Genomic DNA, 21148 nt, shown 5'->3' on the forward strand with positions numbered 1-21148 from the left:
GGACAGCGGCGATCCGGAGGGGACATAAATGGCGGAGAGGGTGGGAGACTATCCCATAGCAATAATTCATATTAAAATCAGTATATTAGCATTACCGCTGCGAGCAAGCTTCAATTTTTATGTAGCAATTTAGAGGGCTAGAAATGCTCGATAGGCGACTGTCCGGTTCCGAGGAAGTTGCGGGAATAGCCGACATCACTCGCGGCGGCTGTCGGCAGCAGACGACCAAATCCAACCGTTCGCCAGTCGACTTTTTGAACGGCACCTTCTGACACAACTTGCCATTGGCCAACGCGACGCCGCTTCACAGCAACACGCCCTGCTACACGACGTCCGACAGTCAGAACTCTTGATCCAAAGCGCCGTTCGTACTGAGCGTTATGCGGCCGCTCTCTCACGCAAATCATTCAAGACTCGCACAATTCGCATGACGTCGGCCTGCTGGAATACACCACTCACGCCCTGGTCATCAAAGTCCGTAAACGGGCTCTCATAGAGGCGGCGCGGGTCCATTGCACCCCGTTCAGTCAGATAATCGATAATTAGATTGATGAACTCAATCTGATTGGCACTGTGATTTTGCGCCGCCAGAAAATCGCCGAAGGCGGATTTTGCCGCTTCGCGATCTAGACCAATCAGAGAACGGACAAACAGCCCAAGCCCTCCCTCCTCCTGCAATAGGGCGAAATCGTCGTCTGACGCATCCGCCTCATTACGCAAAAGTCGTTCCAACTCTGCGAGGTCTTGTGGCGTCAACTGCTCGTTACGGCGGAGCTTTTGAATCGTGATGTGATCGGCATGGGATTTCAGGAAGTGGCGGACCTTCATATGAAAGCGCGCCTTGTCGGTGCCCACACTCACGTCCGGCAGCGCTATGACTGCGCCTTCGCCAATCTCGTCCTCAAAGTCTGTGTAGACAATCTGTCGTTCATCGCCTTCGATCAGTTTGATGAGCGAGCGCAAACGCCGGCGCATCTGCTCCAGCGTCCAGGCATTGATGTCCTGCCAATATTCGTCGGTCTGCACTTCCATAATGAGCTGCATCTCGGCGGCGACCATGGGCACATTGCCCAGCTCTTCAAGCTTCCCGGCGAGCGCCACGACCTTTTCCTTGCACCGGGAGAAGATCGCATCGTTTTGCAGGAGAGCAAGCTGGCCGCTCAGAACAATATAATCGAACTGCTTGGCGGCGATGTCGTTATCGACCAGCGCCGTGGGAAGCCCCGCCACCTCATGGATCAGGGTGTTCTGGTCCTCGCCGCTGAAACGATCCCACGCTTCGCGCTGCTGGAACTGCTCAACGGCGCGGCGTTTGACGCGCACGAGAAAATTGTCGAGACTCATGCCGCTGACTTCATCGAACAGCCGCCCCCGAATATCGGAATTGAGCTGCGCCAGTCCGCCCTCCCGCTCCGCCTCCGGCAATTCCTGGAGATGCGCGGCAATCGCCACTCTCGCGGTGAAAAGACGCTGGCTTAGCGACTCGCCCACTGGGCTATCGACGACTTTGGGGTTCTGATTGAAGAACTCGAAGTTCTGGCAGAAATCGAAAATGTTGAAGGTTTCTTTGTGCCGCGCTGGGCCGAACAGGTCGTAACGCAAGCGCGTTCCACGCCCGATCATCTGCCAGAATTTGGTTCGGGAGCGCACGATCTTGAAGAACACGAGATTTAGCACCTCGGGTACGTCGATGCCCGTATCCAACATATCGACCGAGATCGCGATGTGCGGCGACTTTTCAGGATCGGAAAAATCATCGATCAACGACTGCACATACTCGGTTTTGAAATCGATCACGCGTGCGAACTGACCAGCCAAATGCGGATAGTTTGTGTCGAACCGCTTGGCTATGAACTGCGCGTGGTCGTGGTTTTTGGCAAAAATGATCGACTTGCCTAGCCGGTCGCCCTCGGCGACCTTGAGGCCGTGCATCATCAGGTGCTTGAGTGTTGATTTCCACTGAGAGTTGACCCGGGATTTTCATCGAGAAGTGACCCGGTTGGAAGGTATGTCCCGCTATGCGGGTGGTGGGTCAAGCGGGTTATTTTTCCTTTCGTGATTTGGGGTCCGCGGCGCTGGCCCTGAACCGAAAGCTGTCATTGCCGGTCTCGAGGATGTGACAGTGGTGGGTGAGCCGGTCCAGCAGAGCCGTTGTCATCTTGGCATCACCGAACACGCCAGCCCATTCGCTGAAGCTGAGGTTGGTGGTGATGACGACGCTGGTGCGCTCGTAAAGCTTGCTCAGCAGGTGGAACAGCAGCGCGCCGCCTGACGGGCTGAACGGCAAGTATCCGAGCTCGTCGAGGATGACGAGGTCGAGGCGCAGGAGCCGTTCGGACAGTTGGCCTGCCTTGTTCATGGCCTTTTCCTGTTCCAGCGCGTTGACCAGGTCGACGGTGGCGAAGAAGCGGACCTTCTTGCGGTGATGCTCGACCGCCTGGACGCCAAGTGCGGTGGCGACGTGCGTCTTGCCGGTGCCGGGGCCACCGATCAGGACGACGTTATGGGCGCCATCGATAAACTCGCCGCGATGCAACTGGCGGACCATGGCTTCGTTGACCTCGCTGGAAGCGAAGTCGAAGCCGGCCAGGTCCTTGTAGGCCGGGAACCGGGCCGCCTTGATCTGGTAGGCGATGGACCGAACCTCGCGCTCGGCCATCTCGGCCTTGAGCAACTGGGAGAGGATGGGGATGGCCGCATCGAAGGCGGGTGCCCCCTGCTCGATGAGGTCAGCGACGGCCTGGGCCATGCCGTACATCTTGAGGGAGCGCAGCATGACCATGACGGCGGCGCTGGCGGGATCATGACGCATGACGCAGATCCTTCCCGCGCAGCGTATCATAGCGCGCGACATTGGCCTTCGGCTCCCGGCGCAGGCTCAACGCCTGTGGGGTATCGATGGCGGCGATGCTGGTTGGCTTGCCGTCGAGCAGCCGGTGGAGGATGTTGAGGATATGGGTCTTGGTCGGCACGCCAGCTTCCAGCGCCAGTTCGACGGAACAGAGCACCGCCTGCTCATCATGTTGCAGGACCAGCGCGAGGATCTCCACCATCTCCCGGTCACCGCCGGGGCGCTTGAGCAGGAAGCCCTGCAACTGCCGGAAGGCCTCGGGCATCTCGGCAAAGGGCGCGCCGTTGCGCAGGGCGCCAGGCTTGCGCTGGATCACCGCCAGGTAATGCCGCCAGTCATAGATGGTCCGCCCTGGCTGGTCATGGGACCGCTCGATGATCCGGCCATGCTCGCACAGGACCTGGCCCTCGGCGGCGATGACGAGCCGGTCAGGGTAGACCCGCAGGCTCACCGGCCGGTTGGCGAAAGAGGCTGGCACGCTGTAGCGATTGCGCTCGAAGGAGACCAGGCAGGTCGGCGATACCCGCTTGGTGTGCTCGACGAAGCCATCGAAGGGCCGGCCCAGCGGCATCAGACTGGCGACCTCTTCGGCATGCACATCGGCGATGGTGCCGGGCAGGACGCCATGCTGGATCTGACCCCATTGCGCGATGCACTGCTCCTCGAGCCAGACGTTGAGCGCATCGATGTCGGGGAAGCTGGGCATGGGTTGCCACAGCCGGCGCCGTGCATCCTGCACGTTCTTCTCGACCTGTCCCTTCTCCCAACCGGAAGCCGGGTTACAGAACTCGGGCTCGAACAGGTAATGACTGGCCATCGCGGCAAAGCGCGCGTTGACCTGCCGAGCCTTGCCCGTGCCGATCCGATCAACCGCGGTCTTCATGTTGTCGAAAATCCCGCGCTGCGGCACGCCGCCCAGCACCCGGAAGGCCTGGGTCAGAGCGTCGAACAGCATCTCGTGAGTCTGGAGCAGATAAGCTCGGACGGTGAAGGCGCGGCTGTGTGACAGCTTGGTGTGCGCCACCTGCAGCTTGGTCTGCTTGCCGCCCAGCAAGGCCCAGTCCTCGCTCCAGTCGAACTGGAACGCCTCGCCCGGCGCAAAGACCAGCGGCACGAACGTGCCGCGACCACTGGTCTGCTGCTCGCGCTGACGATCGGCCTTCCAGGTCCGCACGAAGGCCGCAACGCGCCCGTATGAGCCGTTATAGCCCAGGACCACGAGATCGGCGTGCATCTGCTTCGCCGTGCGCCGCTGCTTGCGCGACTTGCCAGCCTCGATCCGCAGCCAGCCTGACAGCTTCTCCGCATACGGGTCCAGCTTGCTCGGCCGCTCGGGAACCTTGAACTGCGGCTCTACCGTGTCCGCCCGCAGGTACTTGCGGATCGTGTTGCGCGACAAACCAGTGCGCCGCTCGATCTCCCGGATCGGAACCTGCTGCCGGAAATGCCAGCGCCGGATTACACTCAATAACGCCATGTCGATCACTCCTGAATCCTCCGACCAATCAGCCAGAGGGAAGTCAAAACATGGGTCACTTCTCAGTGGAAACTTATGCCCCTCCCGGGTCAACTCTCAGTGGAAATCAACAGCGATGATGCCAATAGCTGCAAGAAAGCCTGTAAAGCCGGAAACGACTGTGCTGCGGAACCATCCACGTCCTGAAGCGAGCAGGCGCCTTTGCACGATTGCGTTTGTCGTGGCTGCCGAGAGCACCGCGACGATCACAACGAGGATTGTCAGCACTTCCATGTAACCATGCTCGCACGGAACCGGGCTTTCGCCAAACGATTGCCGCATGGGTTAGCGATTGACGTGGCACACTTGCCTTGATTCAAGGCTGCTTTTTGGAGGCAGGCTTGAGCCGGGGCGATTTAACCGAAGCAGAGTGGCGCGTTTTAAAGGACTTGCTGCCGATCGAGCCGGAGAACCGTGGCCGAGGCAGGCCACCTGAGCAGAACCGTTCGATCATCAACGGCATTCTCTGGCGGCTCCGGTGTGGCGCTCCGTGGCGAGACGTGCCGCCCAAATATGGTAGCTGGAACACAATCTATCGGCGGTTCCGACGATGGAGCGAGGCTGGCGTCTGGGAAACGGTTGCGGTCACCCTGGCTGAGATCATGGCGGACAGCGGCCACTATAGCATCGACAGCACCACAGTCCGCGCCCACGTCTCGGCAGCGGGCGGAAAAGGGGGACTCATCGACGCGCTCTTGGCCGCTCGCGGGGCGGGTTCACCAGTAAGCTTCACTGCCTGGCTGATGCCCTCGGACGACCGCTCGCCTTCATTCTGACTGGCGGTGAAGCAGCGGACTGCAAGGCGTATGATGCGCTGATCGATTTGCCCGAGCGCGCACCCGATGCCTTCCTTGCAGACAAGGGTTATGACGCCGACGCCATCCGCGCGGACCTCGCCGAAAGGACGATCAAGGCCGTCATTCCGGGCCGATCAAACCGCCGTGTGAAAATCCATTATGATCGGGTGCTCTACCGACAGCGCAATCGCATCGAGCGCATGTTCGGCCATCTCAAGATCAATCGCGCCATTGCCACCCGCTACGACCAACTGGCCAACAGCTTCCTCGGAATGGTCCACCTCGCCACCGCCAGATACTGGCTCAAATTTGTCCACGCCGCCTAGGCACTGATCAAAACTCAAGTTTGCAATGTTGGTTGTCTGTCGTGCGCAATTTCGAACTAATGTTTGAACAGGGTCAAATGAAAACCAATGATAAAGATATCGCCCATCAAGATTTGTGCTAGTGCTGCGCAGCGCAGATATGAAACCACCGAGCGTAGCTTTCATATTCAGTTTTGGAACCCAGCAGCATTTCCCAACTAAATTCCAGCTATTAGCGGTGGAAACGAGAATATCCCCTTCGTTGAGATACTTATCCGGACGCTTCACAAATGACGGTGGAATTGCCAACAAGTCAGAAACATCCAAGTCTGCTTGCACATTTTTTGTTCTCATGCAGACGACTGCATCAGGGGCATTAATGTCGATTACATCATCCGGCTTAAATGTGATGCCGCGAACAAACTCAGCAACGTCACCTAACCTTTGCATTGAAACCGCACTCATCCCAGCATCGCCTCCAGCTTGGTGAGACCATCGCTGATTTCCGCTTCGAGCTGGCGCAATTCCTCGATGATGTCGGCGGGGCTGTCGTGCGTGACCTCCGCGTGGTCGACCTCCTTGTAGCGGTTGAGCGAAAGATCATAGGTGCCGGTGGCGGCGATATCGGCCTTGGGCACGCAGAAGCTCTGCGCCGTGCGCGGGTTTTCAAGCTCACCCTCTTCCCGGCGCAGCCAGCGCGCCAGCGCATCGGGCAAATTGCTTTTTGCGTGATCGGCATCATTCAGCGGCGATGCAGGTAACACGCCCAGCTTGTCGTCATCCAGCAGCGCGGTGCGCTTATCATCGAGAGAGTAGCCATCGGCCTGGAGGTCATAGAACCAGACATTCTCGGTCCCGCCCACGCCCGTCTTGGTGAAGAACAAGATGGCGGTGGACACGCCCGCATAGGGGCGGAACACGCCGGAAGGCAGTTTCACCACGCCCTCCAGCTTATGCTTTTCAACCAGCATTTCGCGTAAGGATTGGTGCGCCTTGGACGAGCCGAACAGCACGCCATCGGGCACAATAACGGCGGCCCGCCCGCCGGTCTTGAGAAGACGCAGGAATAGCGCGAGGAACAGCAGCTCAGTCTTTTTGGTTTTGACGATCTGCTGGAGGTCTTTGGCCGTAACCTCGTAATCCAGCGATCCGGCGAACGGCGGGTTTGCTAGGATCAGCGAGTAGCGCCCGGCGTCGCTATCATGCTCCTGTGCGAGGCTGTCACGGTAGCTGATATCCGGGCTATCGACGCCGTGCAGCGTCATGTTCATGTTACCGATACGGAGCATGGTCGGGTCGAAGTCGAACCCGTGGAACAAGTTGCTGTGGAAGTGTTTGCGCAGCCGCTCATCCCGGAATAGCGCCGGGTGATTGTCGCGTAGGTACTCCCCAGCCGCGACGAGGAAGCCGCAGGTGCCAGCCGCGGGATCGCAAATCACGTCCTCGGGCGTCGGGCGCGTCATCTCGACCATCAGGCGGATAATATGACGCGGCGTGCGGAACTGGCCGTTCGTTCCTGCGCTCGCGATCCTGCCGAGCATATACTCGTAGAGGTCGCCCTTGGTGTCGCGATCCTCCATCGGGATTTTGTCGAGCATATCGACGGTCTTGGCGAGCAGCGCAGCGTTGCTGAACCCGAGCCGCGCATCCTTCATGTGGTGGCCGTAGCTGGAGCCTTCCTCGCCAAGCTGGCGCAGGAAGGGAAAAACGTGTTCCGCCACCACGTCCATCATTTCGCGGGCTTCGAAATTCTTGAAGCGCGACCAGCGAAGATCGGCGTAGGCGCGGCCCTTTTCGTCTTGGCCTTCGGGGAAAATCCGGCGCTCCATGGCGATGCCGAGCGCCGCCGCCTTGTTTTCCTCCAGCGTGTGGAGGTCATCCAGCCGCTTGATAAACAAGAGATACGTGATCTGCTCGATCACCGAGAGCGGATTGGAGACACCTCCAGACCAAAAGGCGTTCCAAATTTGATCGACCTGATTGCGAATTTCCCCGGTGAGCATCTTACTTTTTGAATCCCTTCGATCCGCTATCCAACTTTGCCTTGGCGACCTATTTCCGCATGAATTCCGGATGACCTGCGCGGCAGGTTGGTCCTGCCGGTGACAGGTTTCCAAGAATTTACCGCGAAGAGCTTTTTAAACGCGAATGCGAAGTTCGAAATCTTTCCCCAACATGGTGGCGAGTGTATCCAATGGATGTACAAACAGGAAGTGCTATCGGCTTCTTGAGCCAGCTCAAGAGCCTTGTGCATCGGGCAGCGGGGGGCGTTGGATAGGTTACGCCCGGGCATCTAGCCCGGCCTATTCATGAGACTGCTCCTCGGGGGCGGTCCGCCTAGATCTGTCGGTGGCCGCGTGACCTGGGCGAGCGGCTTGGCCGGCGTTTTTCAGCGCGGCAGGAGCAATGGGCTTTTCGAGGTTGATGGACTGGGGCTCGGGGATTCGGCGGCACAGCCGCGCTGGCTATGTGGGTGCTGGTCTGAGGCTGATGGCGATGGCTCTGAACACGCTGGCATCCGGGCAGGCTGACGCGAAGGCGACGCGGATGCGAGTGGCGGTTTCTATGACGCGGGCAGCGACCTTGAGCAGCCGCAGGCGCAGCGTTGCGAACTCGGCGGCGGCGAGTGCGGTGGCTTTTGGGATTTCCTGCTGGATGCGCCACAGGAGCCAGTAGGCGGCGGTGTGCAGGATGAGGCGCATCTGATTGGCGTTTGCAGAGCGGCACGAGGTGCGATCGCTGGCGAGCTGAGTTTTGTGGCGCTTGATCAGGTTCTCGGCGTTGCCGCGAGCGCAGTAGAGCGTGTCGTAGATGTGCTCGGCCGAGCCTTTGGCCAGCGAGGTGACGACATAGCGGATGTCCATGCCCATTGTGCTGGCCTCGATCCGGGCGACGACGCGGCGCTGGCAGTTCCAGCTCTTCGCGCCGTAGCTGGTCTCAGCATAGGTGCGCAGGACCGGATATTGGCGCTGAGCTCGCTTGACCGCGCAGGCATCGGCGACAGCGACGATGACCGGATCGCCACGCAGCGCGGCGTTGGTCGGCAGGCCGAAGACGTAATCGACGCTGGCCGCCTCGCAGAAGGCCATGACCTCGGGCCGGCCATAGTGCCCGTCGCCGCGGATGGTGATGTGCGTTTCCGGCCAGTTTCGGCGGATGTGACGCACCAGGCGCCGGATGTGGCCAGCAGCTTCGACACCCGACGGTGTCTTGCCGGTGCGCAGCAGCATCGCCACCGGCCGGCCGGTGGCGGTGTCGTAGACATGGATCGGCAGGAAACAGCGCTCGCCATGATGCCCGTTCCAGAACGACAACTGCTGATAACCGTGCACGACATCGCAGGTATCATCGATATCCAGCGTCACCGCCGCGGGCGGGGCGGGATAGCTGGCGCAGTAGATGTCGATCATCGCGGCCATCATTCTGGCCAGTTCGCGCGTAGTCGGTGCGTTCTCCCACCGGCTCATCGTCGGCTGACTGGCCAGCCCCGCACCCGATCCCGGCAGCTTGCCCAGCGCCAGCCGGAAGCCCGGATCGTCGCGCAGGGCGTCGAGGTCATCGGCGTCCTCGTAGCCGCAGGCGATCGCGAACACGCGGGCGCGCAGGATATCGTCGAGGCGATGAACCACCCGCGCAGGATCGCGCCAGTCGGCAATGCAAGCCGCAAGCCGCTGGCAAATCCCCATCGTGCGCTCGGCCTGCGCCAGGAGTAGGACACCGCCGTCCGATGTCAGCCGGCCACCGTCGAAAGCGGCTGTGACTTTCTTGCGCCCGGCCGCTGGGAATCGGAATGTGCTTGCGATATCGTCATTCATGGCGGGTGTGGCCTGTGGCATTTTCTGCCCTGCGGCAGGTTCGGCTTCGACACCCAGTTCCTAATTCAGATCAGAGGCTTATGCCACTCCCGCCAAACCACCAGATCCCGTCTGGTGAATAGGACGGGCTAGGCCATTAAACCATTATGACAGCACGATACCACTCAGGAGAACGCCGAGTGTCAGCTTCAAGCAAGAGCTGACGTTCAGTTCTGAGTGTTTGAACGGCAGAAGCGTAGCAGTCCTCGCAGAAGCAGATTGTCCGCTCAGAGGCGCGCTGATCCGTCAATCGAACGGTTTGGATGGGCGCATTACCGCCCGGCAGTTCGTCGGCTTTTGGGCCGATAGCGGTCGGTCCCGTTAGGGCAAGGTGAGAGCGAAAGCCGACGGCCTTCAATATGACCGAAGTTCCTAGGCAGAATGTTGGAAGAGGTAGAAAATCGACCTAAATTGTCTGCGTGGCGTGTTCAAACCAGCGTCAGACAAAGCATCTACCTACCCCACTCGCTGAAGTTTGAGCAGGTAGTAGAGGTCACTTCGACGCACCTTCTGTGACTTGTCACCCTTAGCGTCGACCTCCGCGAAAAACATAGGCGCAGCGGCAGCAAGCATCGCACCGAACGCCTTCTCCTTGTCCACCATCATGCAGGCACCTGCCAACGCAGCAGCCATTTTTATCCCATCAACCGCGCGCTTATACCAAGGCCGTGCAGGGTCACTGGCAAGCTGGCGAAGTTCATCAAGCGCAGGTACGATTTCGGTTTGCACGAGGAATGCAGTTTCGCGCACAACCTCCTCGGGCGGTAGCTCCTTGAGCTTGTCACGCCACTCCCCAGCGTAGCGCAACATCGCGCGACGGAATGCTCGCAACGCCTGAGAGTTTGCATTCCTGAATTCCATGATGTCGTCTGGCGCGAGGAGCGGCACACCGTCTAGCGCAACGTGCATGGTTTGTAGTGCAAGGAACCCAGATAATGCCTTTGCGTCACCCGTCATGTCGCCTACAGCGCCCGGTACAGGAAGGCCCGGCATGTCGCTAACGAGTGGAGCGCCAAGCTCTCCTGACTTCCGGAGGGCGGCAGCCTGGTAGTAGTAGTCGCCGGGGTAGGTTAGGTGCTCGTCACTGCCCGGTACTCCCTTGTGATGCCAAGGCGCGAAAGTTGGGATGAAATTCTTCGACGGGGGCCCCCACATTTCCGCGTACATCCGTTCGACCATCTCGCGGTCGGCGTTATCCTTGTCCAGTGGATCGTCCTTTGTACGGTCGAAGGCAAAGAAGCCCGGCATTCTTTCGGACAGGTCGGCAAATTTCATCAATGTGACTAGTGCGCGCGGATCATCAAATCTGCTTGGAGACAGCGCAGCAATGCGGTCGATTTCTGCCTTCCATGCATCGCGATCGTAGTCGCCCTGCGGCACGTAGACCCCCGGAAAATGGACCCGGTCGAACACTAGGCCCAGCGCAACGATGCTCGCCAAGGGTTAGCGTCCGCGCTCGTGGTGTAATTTCCGGTGTAGGCGATGGTGTATTCCGGGGTGGGGCATGCCCCACCCCGGAATGCGGCGTCGCTGGTGGCCACCGGGTTCATCGTTATGGTGGAGTTTGCACACTTCAACCGTGACGAAGAGGAGTTCCCGATGACCGAGGACAGATTACTGATCGAAGAGCTGGCTGCAAAGGGCGGCCAACCGGATTTTTTGCGCACCATCGCCGAGAACGTGCTGCAGCTGATCATGGAGGCCGACGTTGATGGCCTGATCGGCGCGGGTCGCCACGAACGCAGCAGCGAGCGCGCGACCTGGCGCAACGGCTATCGCGACCGTTCGCTGGATACCCGGGTAGGCACGCTGAACCTGAAAATCCCCAAGCTGCGTGCTGGGTCCTATTTTCCGGGCTTCCTTGAGCCCCGCAAGATGGTCGAGAAAGCGCTGGTTGCGGTGATCCAGGAAGCGTGGATCGGCGGGGTCAGCACCCGGCGGGTCGATGAACTCGTCCAGGCCATGGGCATGACCGGCATCTCCAAGTCCACCGTCTCCAAGCTTTGCAAGGACATTGACGAGCGCGTCCATGCCTTTCTGAAACGCCCGCTCACCGGCGAATGGCCGTATCTCTGGCTCGATGCCACCTATCTCAAGGTACGCGAAGGCGGGCGGATCATCAGCGTTGCCGCAATAATCGCCATGGCCGTCAACACCGAGGGCCGGCGCGAGATCGTCGGCCTGCATATCGGCCCCTCGGAAGCGGAGGTCTTCTGGTCCGACTTCCTGAAGGACCTTGTTCGGCGCGGTCTTACCGGCGTGAAGCTGGTCATCTCCGATGCTCACGAGGGCCTCAAGGGCGCGATCACCCGCGTCATGGGCGCCACCTGGCAGCGCTGCCGGGTGCACTTCATGCGCAATGCCCTGTCCTATGTGCCCAAGGGCCAGAACACTGTCGTCGCCGCCGCGATCCGCCAGGTCTTCCTGCAGCCCGATCAGAAAAGCGCAACGCAGGTCTGGCGACAGGTCGCCGACCAGTTGCGCACCCGTTGGCCCAAGCTCGGCGCCTGCATGGACGAGGCCGAAACCGACGTGCTCGCCTACACCGGCTTCCCCACCCAGCACCGCACGAAGTTACACTCAACCAATCCGCTCGAGCGGCTCAACAAGGAGGTCAAGCGCCGCGCCGACGTCGTCGGAATCTTCCCGAACGAAGACAGCATCATCCGCCTCGTCGGGGCTGTGCTGATGGAGCAGAACGACGAGTGGCAGCTCCAGCACCGATACATGCAGATCGAAGGCATGGCCGAACTCAACCAACCCATGATCGAGGAGGAAAATCAGCCCCTACACATCACCGCCAAAGCCGCCTGACGATGGCCCACGGCCACAGCCGAAATTACACCACCTTGACGGACGCGACCCGCCAAGGAGCGCGGAGCAGGTGCGCTGTAGTAGACAGCCTCAAGCTGGAGAGATTTGTCCAATTCGGCCACGCTCGTTCTTCCTCCCGACTTTTCCATCTGACGATAGATGGGCGGCTGACGCCACGCAAAGATGTAACCATCATCAAGTTAAACGAACGGCAGCTTTTGGGGATAGCGGCTTACTAGCGGAATGATCGACAATGGCGCAAATTGTCGCGTCGGCAACTCGACCTATTAGAAATTTGCAACGGGTTGCAATTCGACGCCAGCAAGCGGGACATATCCGGCTCGCAGAGAAGCAACCATTGGCTCTGGCGTTAGCTGGATACAATCCATGAGCTTGCATCGACTGATTGGGTGCCCATAACCACCATGCTGCCAGGGCCATAACATATCATCTTGCCAAAGGAGGGGCCGTCTGTCGATTTCCGGAGCAAATACAAATACCCCATCAGGCATGTTAGAAAGTTCAACCTTCCGCCTATTTGTCCGCTCAGAAATGCGCGCTCCATGACAGCCTTGGTCAATTTGTCGCAGCGGAACCCAATCACGCGGAGAAAACCCCTGACCAATTTTCCAGGCAGTGATGAATGCAGCAAGAGCAGCGGGACGACATTCTCCACACGGCCTGTGCCCCGCCGCCATAGCAACTGCCTCGTCATGAAAAAATAAAGGATAATAATGGCCCGGCGTGTCCATTGGCGCTTTCCACCCTTTGCCGTCAAGAATACAGCTCAACCAGCGACGGCTGCGCCATTCCCGGCCGAGCGTTCCATCGGGCGCGTGAAGATCACCGCGGTTTCCCATAAGCGAACCCTTATGATGGGTTGCTTCAATCGTGCCAAACGGCGTGACGCGATTTTGCCTTGGGCGCTTCACAGTTGCAACGCACGGCGCATCAAGCGCGAAACCTTCTGCCCGGTCCATACACCTCCCCTTGCTGTTGGAATTTCGCGACCTTGAAGTTCAATCGCGATATCCTCAAAATTTTTCCCGGCATCGCGAAGCGACATAATCAACGGGGCCACGTCTTGCGCTCGCTCATCAGCTTGTCTCGAGCGGGCAACAGCACTCGCTTGCGCACCTCTGGCGGCAACACTGGGAAGGTTGCCTCTGTCACCACCGAGAACCACGCCACGCGCCTTCGCAGCTTTCAAAGCTGCCTTGGTACGATCGGAGATCATCCGCGCCTCGTGTTCGGCAACGGCTGACAAAATGTGGATCGTAAGCCGGTTAGCTTCCGGAAAATCGGCCGCGACGAAATCGACGCCACTTTCTAAAATGTTAGAGACGAACGCTACGCTACGCGCGAGCCGATCAAGTTTGGCGATTATAAGAGTGGCCCGGTGGAGACGGCAAAGGCCAAATGCTTTCGCCAGTTCCGGCCGATCAGCGTTACGCCCACTTTCGACTTCAATCTTTTCAGCGATCAATGTGTGTGGGCGCTGAGACAGAAATTTGTGAACCGCTTCCTGCTGTGCCTCCAAACCAAGACCACTTCGCCCCTGCCGGTCTGTAGACACCCGGTAATAAGCTATGAACCGTAAATTATCCCAACACTTTGCCATCGGCACTCAGCAACAACCAACGATGTTGCATGATGCAATAGCAAAGTGTTCGTCATTTTTCTATCAAAATTATCTTAAAGTCCTGAATCACTTTTATTTGATAGTGGTTGATAAGTTATTGTGCATTGTTCATTGGCCCATGCCGAAAACATAACATGGTTGCCTTTTTCCTTGTCCCGCCACCATGATGTATTTGAGCGCTCATAATGCTTGTCTGGAATTCCATATGCGGCAGCCATCTCACCAGCAAGTTTGAAGCAATCTAGGGGTGCCTTCAGGTGTAGCGTCGCCCGGTCCAGCCGATCATTTGAAAAATGGAATTCCACATCAAATTGACGTCCGCCTGTTTGGTATGGCGCATGCATGGTTGGAGCATCCGCAGCAATTTCTGGAAGATGATCTCTGAGCATCGGATCGACCGAATTCGGGTCAAATACCAGCGGCTGCGTTTTGCCACCTGATGCGCCCGCAACCTCTGCCGACGACATGCCCCACTGGGTGTATTGCCAACCCGCTTGAGCCACCGACGGCACCGATACTGCAGCCAATCCGATAATCACTCGCGCCAATTCCATATTCCCTCCGGAAGCCAATTACCTTTCAACCATCATTAGGGACTATAGTCCCTGGTGACTATAGTCATTGTCGCCGATTCACTCGACGATGGAGGATTGGCGGATCAGGGTCGGCAAAAATGTGCGCAGGTTGCGAGAAGATCGTGGCCTGACCCAAGAACGGATAGCCTTCGACGCGAAAATCGATCTTACCTATTTGGGCGGCATCGAGCGCGGAAAGCGCAATCCCAGCTTGCTCGTCATGGTTCGCATTTCCGACGCGCTAGGCGTCGCGGTCACCGAGCTAGTGGCCTGATTGATGGTGGGCTTACGCCAGCTTTGAAACCGCACGCATTATTAGAGCATCATCTGCGATCGCATTTTTTCCTTGAGGCGATCCAATGCCAGCCGAGCCATGAACGAGCGTTTGGGATTGTACCTGGCTAACACTTGTATCATGCGGAAGGACCAACTTGCCGCTCCTTGCCACAATGAGAAAGAGCCAATTCGTGATGACACTTCGTGCCAGACTTTCATCGGGCCGCTAGGGCCGTCTGCCCGATTTAAGATGCGGTCGAATTGGAGGATCGCTCGGTGAAGATGGTGATCCTGCGGACCTACGATCGTTCGGTGGCGCTGCATCCTGAGTTGGTATCCGAGGAATTTGAAGCCTTGATCGCAACGGCGTAATTGCTTTTGTACAACGGTCAACTGTGAGTTGGAGCAGCCGCCAAATGCAGCGACCAGGGCCTCGAAATTCTGGAGAGCCTCTCGACGGGTCCGACCTCCAACAAGGAAGTTGTCACCGAAATTGACGGTCGCGAAATCAGGCGACAGCTTTGCGAGCTGCTGCGCAACGAACGCATCCGCAACGGCAGGAGAGGTTCTCGCCCCCTGGGGTAATCCCCTAAACGCAGTCAAAGCATGTACGGCCGTGCTGCAGCCTTTCATAAACCGTGGGTAGGTATACCTCGGGTTAGCATGGTCCGACGTAATCACTACGTGGGATATCCTACCGTCGACAGGAAGAAGTCTTGCGACTTCCTCTTTACCAATCGAGGGGTAGAAATTGGTGATGTCGGCTTCGATAATCCAACGCCAATCCCGATCGCGCATCAGCGCGATGGCATGTCGGACCGCGTGATCAACGCCGCGCTGGAGAAAACAGCGGTCATCGCGTTTTAGAAACGGCTGGATAGCATGGCCTACCTGTTCTTGTAGAACGCGGCTTTCCCATCCGAATGCGAGGTAGAGCCTTTCGCCGCCGCTTGGTTTGCGTTTCGCTCGCACTTCAACGTATTCCATTGTGCCCCGCCACGGCGACAAAGTCTCCGCACGAGCGACAGCATCTCGCTTTTTCAGGCGATCGACTGGGCGCAAATTTGCATTCGCTTCAATCGCCGCGACGATTTTGCTCGCACGACCCCGAAGGGAACGCTGCATTATCGCCCTAGCGCGATAAACCTCTCCATTCGCTAGCGCCGTTGCGATCCGGCGATCCACCTTAGCCTGAGCGCGAACGGCACGCTTGGTCAAGTTTCGCCATGCCGGCCGATTGGCTTCTCTTGCGGGGCTAGCACCGTTATGCATATTGCCCACCATAGCGATAGCGATGACGTCCGAGTTCGGTTGCCTCGTTGCAACGGGTTGCAAAATCTCGCGTCCCGTTCGTATTTTGCGATGTGTGCGCACTATCGAGGATAGTCGCGAGCATCTTCATAATAGGGTCTACAGCCTGCTCGGCTTGATAGCGCAGCCGCTGCGGAGCGGTCACAAGGTCAAGTTCAAAGAGGCGCTGCATCGCCCGGCCGGCCCGCAGAATGCTGGTCACGTCGTCTTTCGCCACGCCCCGCGACAATGCATAAGCATATATGGCGTTGAGATGCCTCAGCTTCGTCTCCAGCATCTCACCAATTGCATCCTCTGCTTTTTCGAGTGGGCACATCGCTTCCAGTAGTTCGCCAGATAGACAGACGCGCGGTGCGTCGGCAGGAGCAACGCTTGCAGGGATGGGACGCGAAGAGAACAAGAATGCGTCGACGTTGCCGGCGTAGGCAAGCGCTCGCTCTGTGCACCGCCGTTGATGGCGATGTAATGCAGACTTTGAGACCCCGAAATTCGCAGCGGTCGCGATCAACTTCCCGCCGGTCGCCAACGCTGTGTCGATCGCAGCCGAGTGCGAATGATTGCAGATCGAACAACGGGTCATCACCGCATCCTGCTTTACTTTTCCCACTTCCCGCATCATTTCCCGCCGCCCATAGCCTCGAGCATCGCCAGCCGCTCAGGCTGCTTGTCTGGCTTTGCGCCGGACGATCGCGTCCACCACAGATCGAGGGACGATCACGTCAGCCACCAGCCGCGCACCAGCCTTGTCAAACAGTGTGGCTGCCTCAGCGTTGAATTTGGTGGCTTGGAACAAAAACCAGCGTGCCGTCTCGCGTGGGACAATATCCCGAACGAAGCCAGCAACGTATTCAAGCCGGAATGACGCCTGGAGCGCTTGCCACGCCGGGAGCAGGTCTTCCGGCGGAACACGCATCACGTTGGCAGGGCATTCTGACAAGGCATTGACCTGATCCCAGCCAAAAGCTGCCCGCTGCCCCGCCTTGAGGCCGGACAATTGTGTACGCACTCCAGCGACAATTTCCCGTCCCGATATATAGCCGTCCAGTGGCACGTTAAGCTTCCCGCGGCATAATGACCCGATAACCATCTGGGCCACCCAAGCTGTTGACCACAGGTCGGATCAGCCCGCGCCTGAGCAGTTCATCCTTGGCACATACGGCCCGGATGCGACCAATACCCAGTACTTCACCGGCACGCTCAGCTACTAAGTCTACAGGACGCCCGTTATTTCGCTCCGCCTCCGACTTCATTGCCACAAGAAGCAATCCGCCATCCGGCGACAGACGCAGCTTGGCAATACATGGGTCGAGCTTAACTTGATCCCTCTTCTGAGCTTGGGTCGGAGTATGGCTGCCGAGTTGCAACGCGAATGCCTGCTCCACGGCTGCGCCAGTCGTTGGCGCAGCACCGCCAGCCGATGACGCAACTGCGCGATGAACACGTCCGGCTTGCCGCCGCTGCTCATTCAACTTGCGATCCGCCAGTGTTGGAAGCAGTTCCGATTTCAGTGTAGATAATCCTAGCCCGCCTTATTCACCAAAAGTGTCCTGAAGGGTTGGCGGGAGTGGCGTAAGCCTCTGATCTGAATTAGGAACTGGGTGTCTAAGCCGAACCTGCCGCAGGGCAGAAAATGCCACGGGCCACACCCGCCATGAACGATGATATCGCAAGCTCATTTGGATTCCCAGCAGTCGGCCGCAAGAAAATCACAGCTGCGTTCGACGGTGGCCGGCTTACCTCGGATGGCGGTGTTCTACTGCTTGCACAGGCCGAGCGCGCGATGGGGATTTGCCAGCGCCTGGCGGCTTGTATTGCCGATCCGCGCGATCCAGCGCGGGTGATCCATCGCCTGGATGACATTCTGCGTGCCCGTGTGTTCGCGATTGCGTGCGGCTATGAGGATGCCGATGATCTCGATGCTCTGCGCGACGATCCAGGCTTCCGCCTGGCGCTCGGCAAGCTGCCGGAATCGGGCGCGGGGCTGGCCAGCCAACCGACGATGAGCCGGTGGGAAAATGCACCGACTACGCGCGAACTGGCCAGCATGATGGCCGCGATGATCGACATCTACTGCGCCAGCTATCCCGCCCCTCCGACAGCGGTCACGCTGGATATCGACGACACGTGCGACGTCGTGCATGGCTATCAACAGCTCTCGTTCTGGAACGGGCATCATGGGGAGCGCTGCTTCCTACCGATCCATATCTACGACACCGCGACCGGCAGGCCGGTGGCCATGCTGCTGCGCACAGGCAAGACGCCTTCTGGAAAGGAGGCGGCGGGGCACATCCGACGCCTGGTGCGTCACCTGCGCCGTAATTGGCCCGATACCCACATCACTATCCGCGGCGACGGGCACTATGGTCGACCCGAGGTCATGGCCTACTGCGATGCGGCCCGCGTCGATTACGTGTTCGGCCTGCCCACCAATTCAGCGCTGCGCGCCGATCCCGCCATTGTTGCGGTCGCCGATGCCTGCGCGGTCAAGCGCGCCCAGCGTCAGTGTCCCGTCCTGCGCAACTATGCCGAGACCCGCTATGGGGCAAAGACCTGGAAGTGCCAGCGTCGCGTCGTTGCACGGATCGAGGCCAGCACGCTGGGCATGGACATCCGCTATGTCGTCACCTCGTTGGCAACAGGATCGGCCGAGCACATCTACGACACGCTCTACTGCGCGCGTGGTCAGGCCGAGAACCTGATCAAGCGCCACAAGTCCCAGCTCGCCAGCGACCGAACCTCGTGCCGCTCGGCCAATGCCAATCAGATGCGCCTGATACTGCACACTGCCGCATACTGGCTGCTATGGCGCATCCAGCAGGCGATGCCCAGGACCGCTGCTCTGGCAAGCGCGGAGTTTACCACCTTGCGCCTGCGGCTGCTCAAGGTCGCTGCGCGCGTCGTAGAAAGTGCTAGCCGCATCCGCATTGCCTTCGCTTCCGCCTGTCCGGATGCCGACCTGTTCCGCGCCCTCGTTCTCCGGCTGAAGCCTGCGCCGACGTAGCCCATGCGGCAGCGCCGCAGAACTCCGAGCCCAGCCCTTCAACCCGAAAAGCCCATCAATCCGAATGCGGTGAAACAAACGCCAGCGATGCCGGTCGTCCGCGCAATACAGCCAGCCGCAGCAAATGCCCAGAGCGGGCCCGAAACCGAGCGTCGTGAATAAGAGAGGCTAGCCGCCAATCAGTCATGTCGGTTCTCCTTGACATCGCCCATTGCAACTGGGTTCAATTCCGCAGGCGCTAGATCGAGATGTTCCGCGAGAAGTCGGCGAACAAATCCAGAGCGCGAGATAGGTTCGCCCAGCGAACTCCCATTCCACCGCTCAACGGCCAAGTCTAACGCATCAAGCAAAACTGGTGATGCACGCAGGCAGATATTTTGCCGCCGCCGTGAGCTCACCGGATCAATGATAACATTCACAATAACTACCTATCACCGCCGCAATGACTTCTGCATAACGATATAGATAGTAATATTCATCGCATCAACAGCTTTTTTATTGACAAACAAGTTGATGCATGCGTGGCGCTAAGTGTTGTGACTAAAAATTACCTCGGCATATTCGACTTTTTGAATCCAAATACTAAGTACATTGGGCGTATGACCCGCACCGTAGCTTTCCATGACTTCACTTCCCTGGTTGGACCAACCGCCCAGCTTCGCAGCGATGTCATGCGGCGTGCCCGCAGCACGCATCGCATCCCGGAAGTTGTGTCGAAGCGAGTGGAAGCTTGCTTTCCGGTCCGCGATCGAACCTCTCACTAGCCGTGCCAAACGCTTCTGAGCGGCATTCGATGTACCTCCCACGGCAGGGGCATCGCGCAGGAGCATTTCTCCGGGCTGACGGTCTCGGATTAAATTCAGCAATCGGCACGCAATGAGAACAGGATGTATTGGAATGTCGCGTCGCGACGCATCTGTTTTCAGGTCTCGAAACGCATTAGGGCGCACTCTAAAGACCCAAACGTCGCCTACCTTCTCGATGTCGTCGACCGCCAGCCCCGCGATTTCGCCAAGCCGCATCCCGTTCAACAGGGCAATTCGCACCATCCAGTAGGTCCACGAAGTAGAGACGCCGTCCTCAGGTGCCGTCGCCAGCAGCAATGCGTTGATTTCTTCCGCAGTCAGCGGACGCTTGGGCTTTTCGCTAGACTGGGGCGGACCCTTGATACCCTGGGCGGGGTTGCGCGCCACCATTTCCTCGCGCTCTAGCCATTTGAACAGGCTGCTCAACAGTTCGACATACAACATGACGCTCTTCGGCGAGAGCTTGGGTAGTCCTTGCTTCTCGCCCAGCATCGTTGCTTCCGCAATCGGCAGGCCGGGGAAGTGCTTCGGCGCATTGGCGGGCATCTTCATCAGCGCGTCACGGCAGGCTCGCACATCCTCCCGCCGAATGGACCCAATCAAGCGATCGGGGCCAAGAATTTCTTCGATAGCGCGAAAGCGGAAATCCCAAGCCGCTCGCGTTTTCGCCGCTACACCTGATCGCTCTGGATCATTCTTGTAGGCCGTGATTGCCGCGCGGACGGTCAGCGGCGCCGATAGCGGCTGCGAGCCGTCTACGCCCGCGAATATGGGATCGACCGTCGCCACCGTCCTACCCGCGAGCCGGGCAGAGCGTCGCCCGAGATGCTCTAGCCAGGCCTGCTGGACCGCCTCGCTGAGCCTCAGCAGTTCCGGATTGCCGTCATCGACCTTTCGGCCAGCCCAGGCAGCGAAGGATTTTGCAACGCGTTGCACGGAAGCATCTTCGACGCCCTGACCAACCAACGCAGCCTCCTCATCCACCGCATCACTTTCTGCCTCACGATCGGCTGGCATGATCGGCAATGGTCCGGCGTCCACTTCCATCTTGTGTAGAAATGCGCGGGCAAGGTGCAACAGTTCCTCATCGTTGAGCGGTGCGGCTGGGGCACGTCCAAGCTCGACCTCCGCTTCTAGAAAGCGCCTATCGATAGCCACACGCTCGATCCGCGCGAGCCGACAGGCATCTGCGTAACTGACAGCCCCGAACGACTTCCAAATCTCTCTTTTTCCGAGATGAGCGCGTAGCCGATCGGGCACACGGACCCTGACGCCCCAGCTTCCGCCGCGCGAGATGAGACCCGCTGGCTTAACCATTTCCTCGCCGCCTTGTGTAGCAGCCTTGTGTAGCAATTTGTGAGATTTTTCCTTGGCCATAGCGCAGATTAGCGCATTTCAGC

19 protein-coding genes are annotated in these 21148 nt (G+C 58.9%); 4 read left to right on the plus strand and 15 right to left on the minus strand.

Annotation, left to right across the window (positions count from 1 at the left end; all coding sequences use genetic code 11):
• Positions 1–378 precede the first annotated feature (378 nt).
• The 4 genes from SAMIE_RS13805 to SAMIE_RS23420 form a co-directional block, all read right to left on the minus strand.
• The gene (locus SAMIE_RS13805; RefSeq protein ID WP_083952555.1) at positions 379–1935 is read right to left on the minus strand and encodes a type I restriction-modification enzyme R subunit C-terminal domain-containing protein; all 1557 of its coding nucleotides are present in this window, start codon (positions 1933–1935) and stop codon (positions 379–381) included.
• A gap of 106 nt (positions 1936–2041) precedes the next feature.
• Positions 2042–2812 (minus strand): IS21-like element helper ATPase IstB, encoded by a 771-nt coding sequence (gene istB / locus SAMIE_RS13810; RefSeq protein WP_066704332.1) that lies wholly within the window; start codon positions 2810–2812, stop codon positions 2042–2044.
• The gene (gene istA, locus SAMIE_RS13815; protein ID WP_066704330.1) at positions 2802–4328 is read right to left on the minus strand and encodes an IS21 family transposase; all 1527 of its coding nucleotides are present in this window, start codon (positions 4326–4328) and stop codon (positions 2802–2804) included. The genes istB and istA overlap by 11 nt, the downstream gene beginning before the upstream one ends.
• A 96-nt stretch (positions 4329–4424) precedes the next feature.
• On the minus strand, positions 4425–4601 hold the full coding sequence (locus tag SAMIE_RS23420) for a hypothetical protein (RefSeq protein ID WP_162849068.1): 177 nt from the start codon (positions 4599–4601) through the stop codon (positions 4425–4427).
• A 107-nt stretch (positions 4602–4708) separates the two neighbouring features.
• On the opposite strand from SAMIE_RS23420, the gene SAMIE_RS13820 reads away from it, so the two are divergent.
• Positions 4709–5490 (plus strand): IS5 family transposase gene (locus SAMIE_RS13820; RefSeq protein ID WP_197724633.1). Its coding sequence is split into 2 segments (ribosomal slippage): positions 4709–5033 and positions 5033–5490, totalling 783 coding nucleotides; the frame shifts between segments, so codons are not numbered across the junction.
• Between the two features lie 440 nt (positions 5491–5930).
• Here the strand turns inward: SAMIE_RS13820 and SAMIE_RS13825 are convergent.
• From SAMIE_RS13825 to SAMIE_RS13835, 3 genes are all read right to left on the minus strand, one after another.
• Positions 5931–7472, minus strand: a complete 1542-nt coding sequence (locus SAMIE_RS13825) for a type I restriction-modification system subunit M (RefSeq protein WP_066704335.1) — start codon at positions 7470–7472, stop codon at positions 5931–5933.
• Positions 7473–7934: 462 nt separating this feature from the next.
• Positions 7935–9284 carry an IS1380 family transposase gene (locus SAMIE_RS13830; RefSeq protein WP_162849047.1) on the minus strand — a complete coding sequence of 450 codons (1350 nt, stop codon included), beginning with the start codon at positions 9282–9284 and terminating at the stop codon, positions 7935–7937.
• Positions 9285–9779: 495 nt separating this feature from the next.
• A complete protein-coding gene (locus SAMIE_RS13835; RefSeq protein ID WP_126516849.1) occupies positions 9780–10763 on the minus strand; it encodes a hypothetical protein in 984 nt (327 codons plus the stop codon).
• Positions 10764–10922: 159 nt separating this feature from the next.
• Between SAMIE_RS13835 and SAMIE_RS13840 the strand changes: the two genes are divergently transcribed.
• Positions 10923–12137 (plus strand): IS256-like element ISSpma2 family transposase, encoded by a 1215-nt coding sequence (locus SAMIE_RS13840; protein ID WP_006954973.1) that lies wholly within the window; start codon positions 10923–10925, stop codon positions 12135–12137.
• A 287-nt stretch (positions 12138–12424) separates the two neighbouring features.
• Here the strand turns inward: SAMIE_RS13840 and SAMIE_RS13845 are convergent, their stop codons facing one another.
• The 3 genes from SAMIE_RS13845 to SAMIE_RS13855 all read right to left on the minus strand — a co-directional run bounded on the left by SAMIE_RS13845 (position 12425) and on the right by SAMIE_RS13855 (position 14333).
• The gene (locus tag SAMIE_RS13845) at positions 12425–13117 is read right to left on the minus strand and encodes a hypothetical protein (protein ID WP_126516850.1); all 693 of its coding nucleotides are present in this window, start codon (positions 13115–13117) and stop codon (positions 12425–12427) included.
• Positions 13066–13758: a recombinase family protein gene (locus tag SAMIE_RS13850; protein ID WP_083952647.1), complete on the minus strand. Its 693-nt coding sequence runs from the start codon at positions 13756–13758 to the stop codon at positions 13066–13068. The genes SAMIE_RS13845 and SAMIE_RS13850 overlap by 52 nt, the downstream gene beginning before the upstream one ends.
• Positions 13759–13832: 74 nt before the next feature.
• Positions 13833–14333 carry a hypothetical protein gene (locus tag SAMIE_RS13855; protein ID WP_126516851.1) on the minus strand — a complete coding sequence of 167 codons (501 nt, stop codon included), beginning with the start codon at positions 14331–14333 and terminating at the stop codon, positions 13833–13835.
• An 88-nt stretch (positions 14334–14421) separates the two neighbouring features.
• Here SAMIE_RS13855 and SAMIE_RS13860 point away from each other — a divergent pair, with 88 nt between their 5' ends.
• A complete protein-coding gene (locus tag SAMIE_RS13860; protein ID WP_066704245.1) occupies positions 14422–14628 on the plus strand; it encodes a helix-turn-helix domain-containing protein in 207 nt (68 codons plus the stop codon).
• 41 nt (positions 14629–14669) lie between these two features.
• Here the strand turns inward: SAMIE_RS13860 and SAMIE_RS13865 are convergent, their stop codons facing one another.
• From SAMIE_RS13865 to SAMIE_RS23425, 4 genes are all read right to left on the minus strand, one after another.
• A complete protein-coding gene (locus tag SAMIE_RS13865; RefSeq protein WP_162849069.1) occupies positions 14670–15755 on the minus strand; it encodes a reverse transcriptase domain-containing protein in 1086 nt (361 codons plus the stop codon).
• 139 nt (positions 15756–15894) lie between these two features.
• A complete protein-coding gene (locus tag SAMIE_RS13870; protein ID WP_126516852.1) occupies positions 15895–16560 on the minus strand; it encodes a hypothetical protein in 666 nt (221 codons plus the stop codon).
• Positions 16561–16596: 36 nt separating this feature from the next.
• Entirely contained in the window at positions 16597–16935 is a 339-nt protein-coding gene (locus SAMIE_RS13875) for a hypothetical protein (protein WP_066704239.1), read from the minus strand.
• Positions 16936–16993: 58 nt separating this feature from the next.
• Positions 16994–17323 (minus strand): hypothetical protein, encoded by a 330-nt coding sequence (locus tag SAMIE_RS23425; RefSeq protein WP_126516853.1) that lies wholly within the window; start codon positions 17321–17323, stop codon positions 16994–16996.
• A gap of 269 nt (positions 17324–17592) precedes the next feature.
• On the opposite strand from SAMIE_RS23425, the gene SAMIE_RS13885 reads away from it, so the two are divergent.
• On the plus strand, positions 17593–18942 hold the full coding sequence (locus SAMIE_RS13885) for an IS1380-like element ISSp1 family transposase (protein ID WP_013039775.1): 1350 nt from the start codon (positions 17593–17595) through the stop codon (positions 18940–18942).
• A 527-nt stretch (positions 18943–19469) separates the two neighbouring features.
• Here SAMIE_RS13885 and SAMIE_RS13895 read toward each other — a convergent pair.
• On the minus strand, positions 19470–21125 hold the full coding sequence (locus SAMIE_RS13895; protein ID WP_083952601.1) for a site-specific integrase: 1656 nt from the start codon (positions 21123–21125) through the stop codon (positions 19470–19472).
• Between the last annotated feature and the right edge of the window lie 23 nt (positions 21126–21148).

Source organism: Sphingobium amiense (assembly GCF_003967075.1).
Taxonomy (GTDB): Bacteria; Pseudomonadota; Alphaproteobacteria; order Sphingomonadales; family Sphingomonadaceae; genus Sphingobium; species Sphingobium amiense.